This window comes from Legionella steelei (assembly GCF_001468005.1).
GTDB classification, from domain to species: Bacteria; Pseudomonadota; Gammaproteobacteria; order Legionellales; family Legionellaceae; genus Legionella; species Legionella steelei.
This window is the reverse complement of the sequence record NZ_LNYY01000019.1, coordinates 2185428-2204922: the sequence shown is the minus strand read 5'-3', so window position 1 is coordinate 2204922 and position 19495 is coordinate 2185428. Positions and strand designations below refer to the sequence as shown.

Here is a 19495-nt window from a genome sequence, read left to right as displayed (position 1 = left end):
CTCATAATTTAAGCATGTGGATGTAAGATGTTAGAAAAAAAAGAATTAAAACGCCAATATCAAGCAAAACAAGAACAAATTAAATTACAAAGAGAGTATGGTGCTCAATTACAAAAAACAAAACGTGAAAACGAAGAGGCCATAGCCGCCCTTAATCACGACAATAAAAGCATCATAGAGCAGGGAATACCCTTAGCTTTACAATTGGTGCAGATAAAAGCAGGCCCATCAAACAGGTTGAATCTGGAAGACAAGCAAGCAGTCTTAGACTATGCCCAAAAACAAATGGCTACTTTAAGTGTAGAGGAAGAACGTACTAAAAGTCTTTATAATAAAACAAGTAAATTCAATGAATTACTGAAAAGTGTCGCAAAACATCTAAAAACCGGATATAGCAAAGAGGAAGTTACAAGACTTGTAAATCAATCGGGTGTATCAGGTTCTGCATCCGCTCAAAATAAAGGCTTTGCTCTTTTACTGGAACTGCTCGGAGAAACTCTAGACAAATATACTTGGACCTTGGATTCTACAGATAGACGTAATTTATCAGACGCCGTTTCCAAAAAACTGGCTAGTCTTGTATACCCTCTTAGTGTTGACGAGCAGAGTTTAAGGGAGTTTTCCTCGGCTTCAAGAGCATTAGGGACTCATCAATTAAAACTAACCAGCAATTATGAGGAAAAAGAAAAACTTGCCACAACGGTAATGCAACTGAGCCAGCAGATAACGCAAATAGATAGCGTTACAATTAAAGAGCTTACAGAGCAAGCAGCAGAGCTTGAGCGACAAATTGGGGAAATAGAGCAGCAAGAAGAACTGGAAAGACAGCAGAATTTAGCACGACAACAAGAGCTACTAAGACAACAACTAGAAAGCCAACAAGAATTAGCAAGACAGCAAGAACCACAAATACCCGCACAACGGCCAGACATACAAGAAAACCTGGCAATGCAAGAGAACGTAGCGAAGCAACAGGCAATGGCACAACGCGGAACCCTTACCACCACCGTGATGCAAATGCTTAAAACGTATCAGAAGGAACGTGAAGATCAGTATCTGGTTAAAGATTTTTTTACTTCTGAAGATAAGGATAACCGCGATATATTCATTGGTGAACTGGTTAATGAAGAAAATGGACTATTAAAGACATATGTAGAGAACGGCAACAACGACGCAGTGCTTGACAAAATTACTACGAGCATGGATAAATTTCCTGGTGTCAAAATGCAGGCCGTCCTTAATCGAATTGTAGTGATGCTCATGGATGTAGATTCTAAACCCGAAGCTGTAGAAAATCTTCATCAACAAGCGACACAAGCACTGTCAACTTTACAAAGAAAAGATGAACGACATCGGCAATATGCTCTGAAAATGCGCCGTTTATATAAAAACATTGCGGATATAGAAACTTATGCAGAAACCTTGCCTGAACATGAAAATGGAATCATGAAACAGCTTGCTGCGGATCTTAGAAATGATATCGAGCACTTTATTTATCAAAATCGCACTGGGATGCCAGAAAAAGAGGCATATCAAAAATTTGAAATGAAATTTAAAGCACGCTTACACAGTCATGATGATGTCATGAGTGAACATAAATCTTGGCCTGTGATTATCGCCAGCTTTGTCTTTAACCTGGTTACAACAGGTAAATTGATTTATTCAAATGAGGTAATGAAAAGAGCAATCTTTTTCTGTGATGAGGCTGAGACGCAAAAAGAAAGCGAAGCTCCTGCGGATGAGGCTCTGGAAGATATAAGAAACCTATTCAATACTGTAAGCGGCTAGGTGTAGCAGCACTGCCATTAAGTTTCATGTCATTCCCGTGTAGACGGGAATGACAGCTATTGCAACTACATCCATTGAATATAAAATTCTCATCATAGAATAGAAATAAACCGTTTATATTTGTATCATTCAGCTTAATTTTCTTATTTAAGATAAGATGAATATGTCCAATGAATTAAGGCTGGTAGCACATCTTCAGACACAAGAATTATTACGTCAACATGTCTCGTCTCATTTTCATGAAATCAAACAGCAATACAGTAAATCAGATCCTTGGCTGAAAGAAGAATTAAAAACAATTGTCCGCGAAAAACTAAGTGAAACTAAAAAATTAGCTATTATTTTAGTCGATATACAAAATGACTTCGTACTGCAAGGTTTTGCTTTATATGCCCCGGGTGGCGAAACAACGCTGGTTCGCAATATGGCATTACTTGATGCGCTTGCCGAACTTATTGCAAATCGCCCCATACTTTGCCGTCAAATCGAGATTATTACCACGCAAGATGCGCATGTGGCACAGCGAACTATGGACAGCATCGACGCGCAGATAATGATGCAAAGTTATGGGAAAATACATACTCAGCGAGCCCTGCATATTGAATATAATGAATTACAGCAAGCTAATCCAGAAGCGAATCAATATGGGTTACATTGTGTGACCGGTACCATAGGTGCAGCTATTTCACAGCCCATCGAAGAGCGGCTACAGCGCTTGCAAGGAAAAATCCCAATCTATCGCTTTGCTAAAATCAATTTCTCTGCACCTACCGCAGGAATGAAACTGAAAGAGGGAATTGATTTAAGTGATCCATGCTTTTTAAATGCAACAAATCCTATTTATGATGAGTGTGCGCTGTCTTTTCTCCAGTTTTTTCAAAATCAAGCATACAACGAGCTGATGATTACGGGAATTTGCGGAAATATTTGCGTTCAACAAGCTGCCGAAGGCTTGATCGAAGCAGGCGAAAAAGTATGTGTGCTTGATCCCTGTGTCCATTATCTCATTATTCCAAGTGTGAATGCATATGATGAAACATGGACAGCAGTTCAGCAAGCCTATGCTGCAAAGGGAATAAACTCGATTGAGCTGGACCATTTTCGGTCGAATCCTGAATGGCACAATTAAAAAATTTTCCGCGCATTGAGGTGGAGCAGCAAGACCAATTTGCAACAATTATATTGTCGGGCCAGGGCCCGACCTTCATGCTTTTTTCGGGCACGTAAATAAGCGTCACGCAAATAAGTGGTTAATACCTAAACGAACTACGTGGCCATTGAATTGCGAGGTAGCACTTACGGCATTAACAAAAAATGCATCCCCGGCATTGGGTCCCCCATTAATCATACTGACTAGAGGAGTTGCGTTATATGTTTTGGAGCCTAAGTCATAGTACAAATATTCTAATTTCGTACTCCACTGCCCTTGATAACGCCATTCTAAAGTCCCCCCTACAGTCCAACCACTCCGTGTCGAAGAGGAATGCACATCACTGGTAAATCGTTTTACTAAATTATTTGCCGTTCCCAGATAATTCTGAGCAAGCTCAGCATCCAAACGAGTTCCCCCGTAGGCATAACCGCCTGTTGCCGCGAAAAGCAAGGAAGGGGTAGCTAGAATGCCTAAGCGTCCACGTACTGTTCCTAAATAATCAATATCCTGAGTTAAAGCCAAATTTGACTCTATTTTTGACGTGGTAGCTCTAGGAATGGGAACAATTTGGTGTGCAGAACTTGTTTTAGTTCCAGGAGTTATGCCTTGAATATCCGTTTCTACCCCCAGAACAAAATGATTCAAAGAGTACAAATATCCAACCTGTCCGCCACCGATAAAGTCTTGATACGTTGGTGATAAAGAAAATGTGCCTGCAGTTACCGAAGTAGACGCTCCTAGTGCAGGAGAAGCAATGGGCAAGGGTAAGGTGCGCAGCGTAGAAACATGTGTGCGTACTTTATTACGCGCATTGGCATAACCACCATTAATGCCAGCATAAAAGCCAGTCCATCCTACAGTAGGGGCAGCTGCTGCAGCTAACAAAGAACTGGTTGCAAGCAGAGCAGCAGTGCAAGAAAATTTGATAAAATTCATAAGGATAAAGTTGAAAATTAATGTAATTAAAATTCTATCATGGAATATTTTAACAATCCAACTGAGCGACGGCATCACCATAATGAGCGCCCCCTCACAGTTATTTTATTTTCGGAATGTTGGTAACAGAGCCATCAGAACAGATAAGACAAAACGCGCCAAGTGTTAGGTCAAATCATTTACACTATCCTTTTTAGTTGATTAGGTATCGCGTAAAGAGTTAAGACAGACTATTACCACAATAATTAATAAAGTAGAATCCTCTCATGCGCTTGAGGACTGGATTAAGTCACCTTATAAACTTAACTGTGATAAGAACACGTTTTGACAAAAGAATTTTTGTTGTTATTACATTATATAATGAGCAGGCAAAATGATTATTGTAGATAATATTACTAAATATTATAAAGTACACGGCAAGCGTAACACCCTTTTTGAAAAATTATCCTTTACTTTGAATTTTGGAGATAAGCTTGCTGTGCTCGGTCCCAACGGGGCAGGAAAATCTACTTTATTACGTTTGTTATGTGATGTGGAACGGCCTAACGAGGGAGCAATCACGCGCTCTGGTACTATTTCTTGGCCAATTGGTTTAAGCAGCGGATTTATTAATAACTTAACAGGGCGAGAGAATATTCGCTTTATATGTCGCCTTTTTTCTTGTAGTTCTGCAGAGCAAGAATTAAAAATAAAATTTGTTGAAGATTTTGCTGAGGTGGGCAATTATTTTGACATGCTGGTTTCAACTTATAGTTCAGGAATGGCTTCACGATTAGCCTTTGGCATGTCCATGGCTTTTGATTTTGATTATTATGTAATCGATGAAACTTTAGCTGTAGGTGATTCTTATTTTAGACAAAAATGTTTAGATGTTTTTAAAGATAAAGCTGCAGATAAAGGCATTATTATGGTGTCACACGATATGGAAACTGTGAAACAGTTTTGTAATCAGGCCATCTATCTTAATAAGCAACAATTATCTGTTTATCATCGGATAGATGACGCTATTGATTTATATAATCGCCAGGGTTAATACGGGCTAATAATTGAGCAGAACTTTCCGCCCAAGTTAATCTGGGCATTGCTGATGAGTCGGTTACTAACCCCTGTTGGTAAAGCCGTATCCAATTACTTATCGCTTCCGCGAGTTCAGCAGCCTTATAACCACTAAAATAGTGAGCATATTCGCCCGCAATCTCTCTAAATACTGGGAGGTTACGCGCCAAAATAGGTAATCCATAATTAGCCGCTTCAATTATTGGTAGACCGAATCCCTCCCCTTCTGAAGGAAAAAGTAGACACGTGGCAGCCTCATATAATTGTTGCACATATTGGTCGCTCGCATTGTCTATCCAGAATAAATGAATGCCGTATTGAGGATGAGACTTGATGCGTGCTACAAAAGAGTTCATCATCCAACCGGTTTTGCCCACTAAAATTAAATTAATAGAATGACCTTGTTGCCATAACAACTCAAAAGCATCCAGGGTTTGCTTATGGCCTTTTCGTGGTTCCAAAGTCGCAACAAGCAAAAAGCTCACATGCTGCTGTAGTTGTTTAAGAAATAATTCTGCATCTGCAGGTAATCCCAAACTTGGTACCGAATTTTGTAGATCAGACCCCAGATGGAACCAAGAGATCGGCGCGTTACCCCTTGGCTTTAGTTTATTGTTTGTTATCCATTCTTCTAACACTTGGGCCGTACTTTGCGAGACACAAAAAAGACCATTACTGCTAACAATTACCTCAAGCCAATCTCGATATAACTTGCTTGCTACATTAGGAAAATAATGTGGCATTAAAACCGGTAATAAATCGTGGACTAAAAAGCAAGTTTTAACGTCACATGCTCGCAGTTTTTGATAAAAGTTCTGTTGCGCGATCACTATTTCATAACAAAGATCCAATCCTAAAAAAATATCTCCCGCACGATAGGCTATAGGAGTATCTTTTAAAAAAAATTTATCGCTTCCCAATAGTTTTATCGTAAAGTGATGAGCATATAAATAGCCATCATATTTAGTGGCGTACACCGGCTGTACCCGCCAACCTGAAGGGGGAGCTAAAAGCCAGTGAATTAAAATAGAGCGGACTACGCGTTGAATGCCCGTTGCATAATCTTTTTTAACTAACTCAGATATATCAATGAATAATTGCGGTGCATCGTGCAAAACAGTTGCATCCCTAACATACCTTTGCAAATGCGCCAATAACACTGGCGAACCCATATTTATTGAAGCAGTATTTTTTGTAAGATCATCTAAAACTCGTTGCACTTTAGTTTTATCTATCACTGCTTCTTGGGATGAGTTATTCATGAGGCGTAGTAAAGATAACGATTTTTTTTGATTTTTTTTAATATAAAAACGATGGGTTAGAATCCAAAATAAATTTCTCCCCAATCGACGAAGCCAATGCCTATATTTTGCTGTTGTAATTTCAATTTTTCGCCAATGCGCGCGGAACGTCACATAAAATTGCATTTCTTTAAAAGAACTACGTAGCAAATTGAGTCGGGTCAATAAATTGTGCACAACGATCGAGTATGGCCAAAGAATGCCAAGGATATTACTATGCTTGCCAATAATAACAAGTCTTGGTGCCTGATTTTAGATTTCGCGACATATGTGTTCAGCGATATGTTCATGCAGCTGCTTGCGCCAAATCGTGCCATGAGCAATAAACCCACATTGTTTATAAAGATTTCGTGCTGGGAGGTTCGTTTTTGTTTCAACAAACTCGGCATCAACATCAACATAGCCATCATTCCATAATTCATGACAAATTGAGTTAATTGCTGCCAATTCAATATCCAAGCCAATGACGCGACAACTCATAACCATTTGTTTTATAGAGGAGTGAGCAAGAATGACCACAACCACCAAACCATAATTAGAATATTTATCAGCAACGTCAAAAAAATAAATTACCCCCCCAGAGGAAAAATGCGCCACACATTGCTCATGAGTCCAACGCTGACCGGTTGTATTAAATTGATTCGTTTTATTTAAAAGTTCGAGAACTCTAGAGAAGCGTTGATGATTTGTAGTGTGAATTTTATTCTGAGTTATTTGGATATTCAATGATGATAAAAACTCAGACCGGGATAGTTTTTGATGATCCCGTGCTCTTTGCATTTGCGCTTGCACCATTTCTGTGCGACGCGCAGACTCCTTCGTCAATTGGGCAACCTGCAGCTCAGGGCTCCACAATAAAACTCGTCGAATCAAATAGGGATTATCACCTAATAGACGAACTTCTGGGAAACTATTCCTAATATGCGCCCGCTCAACATGGTTATCATCGATAAAAAGAACATTGGCCGGAAGTAAATTAAGCTCATTAATAATCTCTTGCATATTATTTACTTTAGAATTCCAATTGATTTTGATGGAAGCAAAACTATCTAAATCAATTAAGCCACCCATAATTTCCGGCCAGAGCATACGGATATGCTGTTCGTCATTCTTACTAATTATGGCCAGCAAAATACCACGCTTTTTTAACACATGAATTGCTTCAATCAGGCCAAGTGGCCAGCCTTCCAAAGTTAAATACCCCTTTTGCTCGCTTTCTGCAACAACGCCTCGCCAAAGCGTATTATCCAGATCAAAAACCACTAATTTAATTGCATCAGCTTGTCGGATTGAACGATACATGGCAACCAGTTCCAACCAGATTGCTTCAATATATTCTTTTTGTCTGGTGATAAATGAATAACTCGCTGGCTGTATTGGTTGAACTCTATCTTGATCAAACTGATAGTCCCAATCAGATAAGATAGAACTATGTACTGATAACCACAACACATCATCTCGAGCGTTTTTTTGTCCATGAATAAAAGAAATTTGATTGATATCCAGAAAATATACCTGTTGGTAAGAACACAATTCTCGTGACAAAAAAACATTTAGCTGTTCAATAAAATAAAGCATATTACGATAATCATGACGCGGAAATAGTCTTCCCATAGGATTTTGTTGTGGTGTAAGAAAATTACATACAAAAGTTAATAATCCATACTGCACATTCCAGCGCAATGCGGCTTGCAGAAAATAAATTACTCTTTGTTTCGTTTCTGCAAATAAAGCCTGAAAAGGCTCTTCTGTGGTATAGTCCAAGCCCCAAAAAGCAGTCTCTGGTAAAACGGATCTTAACGGTATCTGAATCACTTGAAAATTATATTCATCGATTGGCACTGGTGGTTGTTCAGGCAATTCGGCAACATTATTATACAAAATATGATCACAAACCGTCCCGCCTCCGACATGAGCAATGATGTTAATCCATGATTCGATAAGACAAGAACCAATACAAAGAACTCGATTGATAGGATAAGAAGTTATCATGAGCTCATCAGGAACATGATAATTAGCCCCAGCAAGCTTACTGGCTAACATTTTTTTTTCATCCGAAGCTAAAAAACATTCAAAAATTTCATAGGGCTGCATAGCCCCCGAATTTAGCTGATGTAGCCAATTGTTAAAACCTTCCGCATCTGGCTCCCTATGAAGCACGCCTCGATATAAAGTTCTTATATACTCTTTTGCATTATTAGCATCGGTATTAATCATGAGCTCGCCGTTTAAAATAGATTACATATACTCAACTGACTGTTTCTTCCTGTACATCATGCACCTTGGTTATCGGTCTTGGCATCCAGCGGATTGGCCATTGATCACCTCCTAGTATTTCTAGTAAATTTTTGGCACTTTCTTCCCAAGTAAGGCTTTTGAGCAATTGTGGCGTAGGGCATGATCCTTTATCAAATTCATCGAGCCAATTGATGATAACTTTAGCTAGTTTCTGACTGTCTCGCGTCTCAAAATAAGTCGCATTGTCTCCCAAAATTTCTTTGAATACCGCAATTGCTCGAGCTAAAATTGGAAGGTGATAGCTTGCAGCCTCCATTAAAGGTAAACCAAACCCCTCTCCCTCACTTGCAGCGATATAACAGGAAGCATGTTGATACATTTCTTGCAATGCCTCATCGCTTACGCTCTTAAACCAAAATAACCGTCTCCCATTTTCTGGATGCGTATTTAAGACATGAACAATATGAGGGATAGTACGCCGTTGATTATCTGGTAAATCTAACCAGCCTTCTGCACCAATAATAATTAAATTCACCTCATAGCCTTGTTGCCATAATAAACTAAAGGCCTCGATTACTTGTAAATGTCCTTTGCGTGGCTCAACTGTTCCCACCATTAAAAAAGCAGGTTGAGAATTGACTGTATCGACTATTGAAGATTGGCCATTAGGTATCGATAAGGTGGCCAAAGGGTTCGCAAAATTAGCCCCAGAATAAGAATATGCCAGTTTAAAAGCAAGGTAACGTTCTGGCTGATTCACTTCAAGCCACTGCTGCATCTCACTCATCACGGTCTTTGAAATACAGATGGCGCCATCCAATTGTGCTACTGCTTTTAGCCATAAAAAGTGAGTCTCATATGTATTTGGTGGAAAATGTTGCTCAAGTAAAATAGGCAATAAATCGTGGATAATAAAATAAACGGATAATCCCCAATTTCTTAATTGACGGTATAAACCCTGTTGACTAGCCTGAATCACTTTATCTCGATCCAGATCCAGCCCTAACAAAATATCATCTTTATTAAAATCAACAATATCATCAACAAAGGTATGAGCAGGTAATCCCAAAAGCGTCGCTGTATACTGACGTGCATACCGATAATGCCATTGACCATTTTGATTACTTAAATATACCGGTTCTACTCGATATCCTGAATGAGGAGACAAAATAAGTGTGCGGGTTAAAGCAAGGGATACCCGTTCTATGCCTGTTTTTAGTTGCGTACCAACTGTTCCTGAAATATCAAGAAATAATAGTTTACTGGCAACAGGTAAAGAACTATTTTGTGCTATTGAACGCACAACAGCTAGCTCCTCTTGAGGATCCATAAAAAAATTACCTGGCTCAATATGTACTAATGATTGAATTAATTGAGGAGTATTGGCTTTTGATTTTTTGTAAAAACCCTCTATCGCCGTCTCATATTGTTTAGCGCACAGATTAAGAGCATACTGAGTTTCACTAATGTTTCGCGCATTTTTTCCTAAACTGATCCGTAAATCGAGATCATCGTGCAATCGCTCTAATGCCTCGACGAGTTGTTCTTTGGTAAACTCATCAGGCAAAGCCCAGAATGCGTCATCTGGGAACTCTCCCATTGAACCATGCTTATTAATAATGGTGGGGATCCCATAACTCATACAATAAAGGGTAGCGCCGGAAGTCTCTCCTCGAGAATCAGTTCGCAATTGTATTCCTATATCTGCAGCGGCCAAATAATGCTCAAAGATCGCTTTATCAACCCATCCTGTTATAAGAATATTTTCTGCATTGGGTGATTGCTTTATCATTTGCAATAAATTGCTACCGTAGTTACCACCATGATTTTCGCCCACAAAAATCAATTTACACGTTTTATTCCGTGCTAAAGTTGAATGACTCCAGGCTTCTATTATTTGCTGATGCAGTTTAGTTGGTGCAATAAATCCAAAACTACAGATCACCAACTCATTCATTTCTAGACCTAAGAACGCCCGTGATTGGATACGATTTACCGGTGCAGATTGAGGCGCTGCGAAATGAGGAATGACCGCCCAATGAGCAGTTTTATTTTTAGGGAACCATTGATTCGCCAATTGGCGTGCATGTTCACTATGAACAATTATTCCTTGTGCTTGTTGTAATACACTGAGATTAAGAGGATATTTTTTCTTAATGTTTTTCTGTGCTAAGTGACAATTTAAAGCCAAATAACCATGAGCCTGATAAAGAGTTTGTAGCCAAACACTCTCATCTTTTGCAGTGTCCCAAGCAAACAACTCACTCAAGAAAAAATCATGCAGTACTACAATTCCTGGGGCTTTTTTTAACAAAAAAAGCATGTATTGATGAAATGGTGAATTACCAAACTGATAGACTATGCGGTCAAACTCTTTAGAATGCTTCATAAACCAAGCCGCATCATGTACTGGAAACTTTGCTTTTATCGCCGAATCGACCTTTTTTTGTTCGACGATTACATGAATATCATAGTAACACGCTAAAACTGACAGTAATGACGTAGAGTAATCAGCAATACCCGTCTTTTCCGGAGGCAAAGGAGATACAAATGCTAATCGAGGACGAGATTTACTCCCGACGTTTAATGGCTGTTTTTTTTCTAGCATCATGGCATGGATTTTTTCATACTCCGTCACAGCACATTGAGCACTTTTATCCCATGAAAATAATTGCGCTTGTGTTAATCCATTTTCAATCAACGATAATCTAAAGGATTCATTAGTAAGTACTTCCTCCATTTTATTGGTAATCGCTAATTCATCAAAAGGATTGAACAAAGCGTCTGCATCATTAATTAACTCCGGTATGCTTGAGGTATTAGAACCAATAACTGCTGCACCACAACTCATTGCCTCTAATACCGGCAGTCCAAATCCTTCATGCCACGAAGGAAAAACAAATAAATGGCATAGGTTATAAAGCTTGGCCATCTCAAGATCAGTAACCTTGCCGGTGATGACACATTCATGCTCTTTTAAACCACAAGTTTTGGCAAGCTTTAAAAAGGTTGTTTTATCATGTTCAGGTAAATCCCCAACAATCGCGAGTTGGTGCTGTTTACGAAGCAGCGCAGGTAACTTCGCATATGCCTTGATTAAACTTAAATGGTTTTTACGTACATCTGTTGCACCGGCACACATGATGAACGCTTGAGCCAAATGAAATTTTTTACGCAGAATTGTCTCTTCAACGTGAGGAATCGTTATTTTTTTAAAAATGGAGTCACAACCTTCATAAGTATTAACTATTTTTTCTTTGTCTAATTTTAGTAGTGATTCGCCTTCATGTGCCGCTGAATTAGATACTGCAAACCATGCTGTTGCTTGTTTAAACTGTTCTATTTTACGCAGATAAAATTCTTTATAGTGTGTATTAGGCTCTAAATAATCCTGAGTATAAATTAAAGGGATTAAATCATGTAGGCTCACTACGATAGGGCATACAGAAATAAACTGATCAATACTGGTTGTAGCCGGATTACCATATCCTTCAAAGAAACTGAGAAAATGAATTAAATCAGGGGCTAAATTAGCCAAAAATGCTTCATAAATGTGTGCCGATATTTTTTGTTGTAATAGAGAATTGTCACTAGAAGCAGGATAAACGGGAGGAGTCCAAACTTGAATATTTTTTTGAGGAAGTATTCCAGAAAATAAGCCACGTATAGGTTCAATTGTTTTTTCAAAGTGGCCATTAAGTGCTATGATTATTTCATGCCCACGAGGATTCTGGGCAATTGCCCTAGCAAGTGAAAGTGAGTAACGACCAAGACCACGGATGCTGCTCGCTGTTTGTGCCCCTTGCAAATCCAATACAATGCGCATTTATAATAACTACTCCCTGTTTGAATGAAGTGCCTGTTGAAGTTGTAAATAAATTACTTGTTCCCGTGCTGATAACAGCGGTTGAATATTAGTGGAAGGACTCTTTTTTTTCCGTCCTATTAAACGAATGATTAAACGTCGAATGCGAGAGCGCCGTTTATAACGTATGATGGCTTGATCAAACTGTTTGATTCTTTTATATCTTCTCTTACCCTCCGCAGAAAAACGTAAAGAAGACAAGATCGACATCCTATCTGCGCCATCATGAAGCAAAGAAAGATAATGCTGCATTCCGTGAGGATCTGGTTCTCTGCCTAAAAGATAGTAATAGGCTTTTTGGATGAATACCGTATCCGATATATTGTCAGATAAAAATGTCTCGATGTTAGTGGAAAAATCCATATAATCCGGCTTTTTTAAATCAGTTTAGCCTAATAAACGAGGTAGTATATACGATGAATAATCAGACATCCATCTCGACACTGGCAAAATCCTTAACCTTTATATAGAAAAATTGTGTCTTGCAGAACATCTTGCTTCTCACGATCTCGATAGTAAGCTGGCATAACCTAATTAAAATAGAAAATGAGTCGAGCAATAGGTATCATAAGGCATTACAGCAACTGACGAAAATGACTCGCAATGATCAGCTCCAATCTTTCTACTCGCAACAAAACCTCTTGGGCAGTAATGAAATCATCGGTGTACGCCTTAATTATTCGTAATCTTCAGCAACGTTTTACAATGAATGCCAGTAACAAACGAATATTTGATTTATTAGGTATTTTTTTAGAGCCTGGGGTACATGTTCTAGTGTGGACTATGATTAGAGTATTTCGTAATCAGGAAATTTATAACAACTTATCACTAGCAACATTCATTTTATTAGGCACTATCCCCTGGTTGTTTACCTATAATATATTTAATTCTTGCTCCATAATCATTGCGGAAAATAGAGGGCTATTTTTTTTCAGGCAGATTAAACCCCTAGATCCTGTTTTTGCTTTACTTATTACCGAGCTGGGGATTATGGGATTAGTTTTTTGTAGCACTCTTTTAGTATTCTCCTTGCTCGGGATCGGTTGGCAAATACAAGATCCCTTACGTTGGCTAACTGCGGTTGCGCTCTATGTTCTTTTTATCGCAGGACTAGGATTATTTATAGCGGTATCCGCTTTTTTTATAAAATATGTGAAAAAAACAGTTAAAACCTTTATGCGCATTATGTATCTATTTTCGGGCATTTTCTTTAGTGCCCAGATGCTTCCTGAACAATATAAAATCTATTTTGCGCTGAATCCTATGTTTCAATTTATTACTATATCCAGAGAATGCTTTTCTAACAGCGCTCTAGAGTACAATACATTTGGTGATGTTTTTTACCTATTTAAATGTGCTACCATCTCGATGACTCTAGGCTTAGGGATGTATACTGTTTTTCGTAATAAACTGATGATAGAAATTATGGAACATTAAAATTTCAAGGTATTTGTAAGTACATTGATTAATAACCTCACATTTTTATATGTTTAACATCTGGCGGCCACTCAACCAACAAATTAAAAACCAATTAAGAAATGATTAATACCTTATACTAGAAAGGGCTAAAAGAATGGAGTGTTTGCAACCGATTGATAAATCAAAATCTTATAATAAAGCTGCCGTAATTTTCTTGATATATCAACGCTTAAAAAAAATTCATTTTCATTACCTCACTTCGTGGCTTCGTAAAAATGTATTATTTTTCCTTGTCGTGCTTGCTCCATGGGTATCTACAGCAACTTACCTGGAATTTATCAAATCACCAGAGTATGAATCCAGCGCCGGTATTTTATTCAAACAAAATAATAAACTGGTCCCTATTAATAGACTAAGTAGTTTTTTTAATAAAAATATCCAATTTAACTCAAAACCAAAAGAAACCAGTATTTTTTTACTGGAAGAATACATTCATTCGCTTAATTTACTTTTACAATTACAAAAGATGGTGGAAATAAAAAATCGTTATAGCGCTCATCATATTGATTTTTTATCCCGCTTAAAAACAAATGCATCTCAAAATGAACTGCTTAATTACTACAATAAAAAAGTAATAACCAATATTAATCCAATTACTAATGAATTAACCGTTACTGTACGTGCTTTTTCTGCGCAAGAAGCCAAAATGCTACTTGATGCCATCATGCAGCAAACAAGCAATTTGTTTCATAGAATTGAACAAGAAGGGGCAGAGGCCCAAAAGCAGTTAATTCAAAAACGATTAGATTTAGCCAAAAAAAAATTAATTGCTGCGGCATGGGAATTACAGCAAATAAAAAAACAACCTGAAATGCCGGTACACGATAATATTTGGGAAGAAAAAAAACTACTCTTAAAATTTGCCCAAGCAGAATTTGATATGACGCAACAAGTATATGTTCTGTGGAATATGCATACGTCTGAAAATAGCTTAATACGCACGACTCAACCTATTACACCAGATAGTCCAGCCTACCCTAAAGTTTTTTATGAACTTGCCAGTTTGTTCGCTGTGTTACTCGTTCTATTTATGTTAATAAAAATGTTCGCCATCGTTATTAAAGAACATACTGAATAGAGTCTTTAATCCACGAGAAATATGAACAATTTTAGCTGACTATGCGATGGGCACAGGAATACAACAGGCGATCGCGCGCAATTATTTTATTTTCTTCCTTGCCGTCTCCCATAACCTTCAAGCTTATTTGATTTCTACCGATATATTGTTCAAGATGCCCAACAAAGAGGCTTATATGGATAAAATTGCACAATTCAATATTGGGGATTTAGTCATTCATAAACACAGCCGCTACAGAGCAATTGTAGTGGACGTTGATCCGCTATTTCAGGCTTCCGGTCGTTATAATCCGCAAGCACATAAACGTGAATTTGCTACGCGAAATCCTTGGTATCGTTTATTGGTTGATGACAGCAGTCAAATTACTTATGTGGAAGAATGTATGCTGATTGCGGACACCAGTCGAGTGCCCATCAACAATCCACATGTTGCCTTTTATTTAAAAGAAAATGAAGGACATTATCGTAAGGCAACGCCTTCACATTAGACGCAATACAATGCGTAGCCTGGTTGCTTGCAGCCAGGCTACAATCTATGTATTTCTTAAAATTAAAATGAGTAGTGCAATAAAGCCAATCAAAACAAGTGCCAAGACGCCCATCGTAAAAAAACTTTTATTTAAACTTTCTTTACTAAATTGCTCGGGTTTTCCTTTTATCGTGCGGTATAAAATGAAAATAATCAATCCGGCACCAATAAGTCCTAGAACCTGGTACAAAGTCTCCATAGAATACTTCCTTATTTTGCTTCAAAACTAAATGCATCTGAAAATAAATGAGCCGGTGAAACACCATTATTTACTAATGCATCACGTGTACTGTACACCATATCAAAAGGTCCACTAATGACTATTTGCCAGGCACCAAGATCATGTGGATGCTTGGCAAGTACAAAGGAAACAAGAGGCACACTATTATCCTCCGATACAGAAGAAAAATAGTTAAAACGACTCACGTGTGTTTGCCAACTCGTTACCTTTTCATCCATATATAAATCATTTTGCAAGCGAGCCCCCCAAAACAGTTCGAAAGGTCGGACATCCGATGTTGATAATAAGTGCTCTATCATTGCTTTTACAGGCGCAAACCCAGTACCGCCTGCGATAAATAATATAGGGCGTTGCGGATGCAAATGTTCAATGGAACATGTGCCAAAAGGCAACCGAATATTCACCGAACCATACTTTTTAATATGGGCAAATAATCGCTGATTATAAGGGTTATCTAAACTATGGCGAATATGCAGTTCATATTTGTGAGAGCCTAATGGTGCATTAGCAATAGAATAGCTAAACGCTTCTTCACCAAAAACAATTTGTAAGTATTGTCCTGCTTGATAATCTAAATAGTTTTCTGGTGTTAAAACCAAGCGCATAATGCTATCTGTCAACGGCGAAATATCTTCGACAAGCGCTTTGATCGTTCGTTCCTTCATTTATCTAACCCCAAAGAAGACCAATAACCATTGACCTTTTTTAAGATCTCTTCATCCATCACAATGGGCTCTCCCCATTCTCTTTGCGTTTCTCCTGGCCATTTATTGGTTGCATCCATTCCTATTTTTGAGCCTAACCCGGAAACTGGTGAAGCAAAATCCAGATAATCAATTGGAGTATTTTCCATCATCACCGTATCTCGTGCAGGGTCCATACGTGTCGTCATCGCCCAAATTACATCCTGCCAGTTGCGCGCGTCAATGTCATCATCACAGACGATCACAAATTTGGTATACATAAATTGCCTTAGGAATGACCACACCGCCATCATAATTCGCTTCGCATGCCCAGGATACTGCTTCTTCATAGTAACTACCGCCAAACGATAAGAACATCCTTCCGGCGGCAAATAGAAATCAACAATTTCTGGGAACTGTTTCTGCAATAAGGGAATAAACACCTCATTTAATGCTACACCTAAAATGGCAGGCTCATCGGGCGGACGACCAGTATACGTACTATGATAAATAGGATTATCTCGATGGGTCATGCGTTCCACAGTAAACACTGGAAACGATTGTACTTCATTATAATAGCCAGTGTGATCGCCATAAGGTCCTTCAGGCGCCTCAACTCCAGGCTCTAAATAACCCTCCAAAATGATCTCAGCACTCGCAGGGACATGCAGATCATTGCCAATACACCGTGTTAAACGGGTACGTTGGCCGCGTAATAATCCTGCAAAAGCATATTCAGACAAAGTATCAGGGACAGGTGTAACTGCTGCAAGTATTGTTGCGGGATCTGCTCCAAGAGTCACTGCAATAGGGAAACGCTCGCCTGGATAAGCTTTTTGCCATGCTTGATAATCCAATGCCCCTCCTCGATGGGAGAGCCAACGCATAATCAATTGATTTTTGCTCAACAATTGCTGACGGTATATCCCCATATTTTCACGCGTTTGCTGAGGTCCCTTGGTCGTTACGAGTCCCCAGGTAATTAATGGAGCAGCATCTTTAGGCCAGCAGGTTTGAATCGGTAACGAGGTAAGATCAACCTCATCTTTTTCCCAAACATGATTTTGACACTCTGCACCACTCACATATTTTGGTGCCATATTCAATGCCTGCTTTAACAATGGGAGTTTATTAAAAGCATCTTTAAATCCCTTGGGGGGATCCGGCTCCTTTAAAGCAGCCAATAATTTACCCACCTCACGCAAGGCACTAATGCTGTCTTCACCCATGCCCATAGCCACACGTTCAACAGTACCAAATAAATTAGTTAAAACTGGCATGTGATGGTTTGGAGTATTCGTAAAAAGAAGCGCAGGACCGCCAGCACGGAGCACTCGATCACTGACTGCCGTCATTTCAAGATAAGGTGATACAGGATAGGATATGCGTTTTAATAAATCACGCGATTCGAGTTGTGCAATAAAATCTCTTAAGTCAGAGTATTTCATTAATTATCCCCTAGTAACCTAGCTGCCATTGAATCAAGAAATTTCCCTTCCTCCTATAAGGAAGAAAGTTTAAGCCTCTCCTCACAAGCGTGGGAGGGACTCTTAACTTAATGATGGTGAGTAGCCTGGGTGAAGGCGCAGCCGTAATCCGGGGAAAGTTTATACCAAAACTAAAAAATAAACCTTCTTTCAAAGCCAAAAACTGCTTTGCTAATTCAGTTTTTTATCTGACTTATTGTTTCAAATGGCAGTTTGAAAAGAACTCAACCATTCCCGGGTTACGGCTGCGCCTTCACCCAGGCTACAATTTTTATAACAGATGCTACTCTTGACGTTTCATTGCATCAAAGAATTCAGCATTGGTTTTATGATTCTTCATGCGCTCAAGTAAGAATTCAATCGCATCACACTCATCCATAGATTGCAGAATTTTGCGCAATATCCAAGTGCGTTGTAGGTCTTCTGGGCTTAATAACAGATCCTCACGACGTGTACCTGAACGGTTAATGTTAATTGCAGGGAAAACACGACGTTCAGAAATATTACGACTCAAATGGATTTCCATATTACCGGTTCCCTTGAATTCTTCGTAAATCACTTCATCCATTTTAGAGCCTGTGTCTACCAGTGCCGTAGCAATAATGGTCAAGCTACCGCCTTCTTCTATATTACGTGCAGCACCATATAAACGCTTAGGTCTTTGCAATGCATTGGCATCAACCCCCCCGGTGAGTACTTTACCAGATGAAGGAATCACCGTGTTGTACGCTCGAGCCAAACGCGTAATCGAGTCAAGTAAAATGACCACATCACGCTTGTGCTCAACCAAACGCTTAGCTTTTTCAATAACCATTTCGGCAACTTGCACATGACGGTTAGCAGGCTCATCAAAGGTACTGGCAACCACTTCCCCTTTTACCGAGCGTTGCATTTCAGTCACCTCTTCAGGACGCTCATCAATCAATAAGACAATCAGGTAACATTCAGGATAATTTTTTTCTATAGAACGTGCGATGTTTTGCAGCATTAATGTTTTACCTGCTTTGGGTGGAGAAACAATCAAACCACGTTGTCCTCGACCGAAAGGAGCACATAAATCAACAACTCGCGCCGTCAAATCTTCAGTGCTGCCATTTCCTTGCTCCATAACCAAGCGCTCTGTTGCAAATAAAGGAGTAAGGTTTTCAAATAAAATTTTCCGTTTAGCACTATCAGGTGAATCATAATTGATTTCATCAACTTTCAACAAAGCAAAATAACGTTCGCTGTCTTTGGGAGGACGGATTTTACCTGAAATCGTATCTCCGGAACGCAAACCAAAACGTCTGATTTGACTGGGTGATACATAAATATCATCAGGGCCTGCCAAATAAGAACCGTCGGCAGAACGCAAGAAACCAAAACCATCAGTCAGGACTTCTAAAACACCATCACCGTGAATGTCTTCACCCTTTAAGGCGTGGGCCTTAAGAATGGCAAAAATAATTTCTTGTTTGCGCATACGCGAAGGATTCTCGACACCAATCTCTTGTGCGATGTTAAAGAGATCGGCAATAGGCAATTGCTTAAGTTCACTAAGATTCATACTTCTCACTTGATTAGTTGATTAATTTTGAATTGGGTATCCGGGAAAAATATTATTCAAGAATGCAGCTAAGGATTCTGCTGCCTATGTGATATATTTTACATTATATCACATAT

The 19495-nt window shown here is 38.9% G+C and carries 15 protein-coding genes; 6 read left to right on the top strand and 9 right to left on the bottom strand.

Annotation, left to right across the window (positions count from 1 at the left end; all coding sequences use genetic code 11):
• The first annotated feature begins 27 nt into the window (after window positions 1–27).
• Both Lste_RS13700 and Lste_RS13695 read left to right on the top strand, forming a co-directional pair.
• Window positions 28–1788, top strand: a complete 1761-nt coding sequence (locus tag Lste_RS13700; protein ID WP_058511477.1) for a Rad50 family protein — start codon at window positions 28–30, stop codon at window positions 1786–1788.
• A 163-nt stretch (window positions 1789–1951) separates the two neighbouring features.
• The gene (locus tag Lste_RS13695; RefSeq protein ID WP_237760487.1) at window positions 1952–2917 is read left to right on the top strand and encodes a cysteine hydrolase family protein; all 966 of its coding nucleotides are present in this window, start codon (window positions 1952–1954) and stop codon (window positions 2915–2917) included.
• A 105-nt stretch (window positions 2918–3022) separates the two neighbouring features.
• Here the strand turns inward: Lste_RS13695 and Lste_RS13690 are convergent, their stop codons facing one another.
• Entirely contained in the window at window positions 3023–3877 is an 855-nt protein-coding gene (locus Lste_RS13690; protein WP_162264147.1) for an outer membrane protein, read from the bottom strand.
• A gap of 373 nt (window positions 3878–4250) precedes the next feature.
• Here Lste_RS13690 and Lste_RS13685 point away from each other — a divergent pair, with 373 nt between their 5' ends.
• The gene (locus Lste_RS13685) at window positions 4251–4910 is read left to right on the top strand and encodes an ABC transporter ATP-binding protein (protein ID WP_058511474.1); all 660 of its coding nucleotides are present in this window, start codon (window positions 4251–4253) and stop codon (window positions 4908–4910) included.
• Here the strand turns inward: Lste_RS13685 and Lste_RS13680 are convergent.
• The 4 genes from Lste_RS13680 to Lste_RS13665 all read right to left on the bottom strand — a co-directional run bounded on the left by Lste_RS13680 (window position 4882) and on the right by Lste_RS13665 (window position 12700).
• Window positions 4882–6411, bottom strand: a complete 1530-nt coding sequence (locus tag Lste_RS13680; RefSeq protein WP_162264146.1) for a glycosyltransferase family 4 protein — start codon at window positions 6409–6411, stop codon at window positions 4882–4884. The two genes, Lste_RS13685 and Lste_RS13680, sit on opposite strands and share 29 nt — an antisense overlap.
• A gap of 75 nt (window positions 6412–6486) precedes the next feature.
• Window positions 6487–8451, bottom strand: a complete 1965-nt coding sequence (locus Lste_RS13675; protein WP_058511472.1) for an HAD-IIIC family phosphatase — start codon at window positions 8449–8451, stop codon at window positions 6487–6489.
• A 31-nt stretch (window positions 8452–8482) separates the two neighbouring features.
• The gene (locus tag Lste_RS13670) at window positions 8483–12298 is read right to left on the bottom strand and encodes a glycosyltransferase (protein WP_058511471.1); all 3816 of its coding nucleotides are present in this window, start codon (window positions 12296–12298) and stop codon (window positions 8483–8485) included.
• Window positions 12299–12307: 9 nt separating this feature from the next.
• A complete protein-coding gene (locus tag Lste_RS13665; protein WP_058511470.1) occupies window positions 12308–12700 on the bottom strand; it encodes a DUF4214 domain-containing protein in 393 nt (130 codons plus the stop codon).
• A gap of 240 nt (window positions 12701–12940) precedes the next feature.
• Here Lste_RS13665 and Lste_RS13660 point away from each other — a divergent pair, with 240 nt between their 5' ends.
• The 3 genes from Lste_RS13660 to hspQ all read left to right on the top strand — a co-directional run bounded on the left by Lste_RS13660 (window position 12941) and on the right by hspQ (window position 15381).
• Window positions 12941–13774 (top strand): ABC transporter permease, encoded by an 834-nt coding sequence (locus Lste_RS13660; RefSeq protein WP_058511469.1) that lies wholly within the window; start codon window positions 12941–12943, stop codon window positions 13772–13774.
• 136 nt (window positions 13775–13910) lie between these two features.
• Entirely contained in the window at window positions 13911–14894 is a 984-nt protein-coding gene (locus Lste_RS13655; protein WP_058511468.1) for a hypothetical protein, read from the top strand.
• Between the two features lie 175 nt (window positions 14895–15069).
• A complete protein-coding gene (hspQ, locus tag Lste_RS13650; protein ID WP_058511742.1) occupies window positions 15070–15381 on the top strand; it encodes a heat shock protein HspQ in 312 nt (103 codons plus the stop codon).
• A 45-nt stretch (window positions 15382–15426) separates the two neighbouring features.
• Here hspQ and Lste_RS13645 read toward each other — a convergent pair whose 3' ends face one another.
• The 4 genes from Lste_RS13645 to rho all read right to left on the bottom strand — a co-directional run bounded on the left by Lste_RS13645 (window position 15427) and on the right by rho (window position 19379).
• Window positions 15427–15621 (bottom strand): hypothetical protein, encoded by a 195-nt coding sequence (locus Lste_RS13645; RefSeq protein WP_058511467.1) that lies wholly within the window; start codon window positions 15619–15621, stop codon window positions 15427–15429.
• A gap of 11 nt (window positions 15622–15632) precedes the next feature.
• Window positions 15633–16328 (bottom strand): NAD(P)H-flavin reductase, encoded by a 696-nt coding sequence (locus Lste_RS13640; RefSeq protein WP_058511466.1) that lies wholly within the window; start codon window positions 16326–16328, stop codon window positions 15633–15635.
• Complete coding sequence (gene ubiD / locus Lste_RS13635; protein WP_058511465.1) at window positions 16325–17794, bottom strand: 4-hydroxy-3-polyprenylbenzoate decarboxylase; 1470 nt, start codon at window positions 17792–17794, stop codon at window positions 16325–16327. The genes Lste_RS13640 and ubiD overlap by 4 nt, the downstream gene beginning before the upstream one ends.
• Window positions 17795–18116: 322 nt before the next feature.
• Window positions 18117–19379, bottom strand: coding sequence for a transcription termination factor Rho (gene rho / locus Lste_RS13630; RefSeq protein ID WP_019232746.1), 1263 nt, complete (start codon window positions 19377–19379; stop codon window positions 18117–18119).
• Between the last annotated feature and the right edge of the window lie 116 nt (window positions 19380–19495).

Excerpts from the sequence above, each read along its gene's own strand:
- Lste_RS13695 (WP_237760487.1), top strand. The coding sequence starts at position 1,952 with ATGTCCAATGAATTAAGGCTGGTAGCACATCTTCAGACACAAGAATTA.
- ubiD (WP_058511465.1), bottom strand. The coding sequence starts at position 17,794 with ATGAAATACTCTGACTTAAGAGATTTTATTGCACAACTCGAATCGCGT.
- Lste_RS13660 (WP_058511469.1), top strand. The coding sequence starts at position 12,941 with ATGATCAGCTCCAATCTTTCTACTCGCAACAAAACCTCTTGGGCAGTA.
- Lste_RS13670 (WP_058511471.1), bottom strand. The coding sequence starts at position 12,298 with ATGCGCATTGTATTGGATTTGCAAGGGGCACAAACAGCGAGCAGCATC.
- Lste_RS13685 (WP_058511474.1), top strand. The coding sequence starts at position 4,251 with ATGATTATTGTAGATAATATTACTAAATATTATAAAGTACACGGCAAG.
- hspQ (WP_058511742.1), top strand. The coding sequence starts at position 15,070 with ATGGATAAAATTGCACAATTCAATATTGGGGATTTAGTCATTCATAAA.
- Lste_RS13645 (WP_058511467.1), bottom strand. The coding sequence starts at position 15,621 with ATGGAGACTTTGTACCAGGTTCTAGGACTTATTGGTGCCGGATTGATT.
- Lste_RS13655 (WP_058511468.1), top strand. The coding sequence starts at position 13,911 with ATGGAGTGTTTGCAACCGATTGATAAATCAAAATCTTATAATAAAGCT.
- Lste_RS13675 (WP_058511472.1), bottom strand. The coding sequence starts at position 8,451 with ATGATTAATACCGATGCTAATAATGCAAAAGAGTATATAAGAACTTTA.
- Lste_RS13690 (WP_162264147.1), bottom strand. The coding sequence starts at position 3,877 with ATGAATTTTATCAAATTTTCTTGCACTGCTGCTCTGCTTGCAACCAGT.
- Lste_RS13665 (WP_058511470.1), bottom strand. The coding sequence starts at position 12,700 with ATGGATTTTTCCACTAACATCGAGACATTTTTATCTGACAATATATCG.
- rho (WP_019232746.1), bottom strand. The coding sequence starts at position 19,379 with ATGAATCTTAGTGAACTTAAGCAATTGCCTATTGCCGATCTCTTTAAC.
- Lste_RS13640 (WP_058511466.1), bottom strand. The coding sequence starts at position 16,328 with ATGAAGGAACGAACGATCAAAGCGCTTGTCGAAGATATTTCGCCGTTG.
- Lste_RS13700 (WP_058511477.1), top strand. The coding sequence starts at position 28 with ATGTTAGAAAAAAAAGAATTAAAACGCCAATATCAAGCAAAACAAGAA.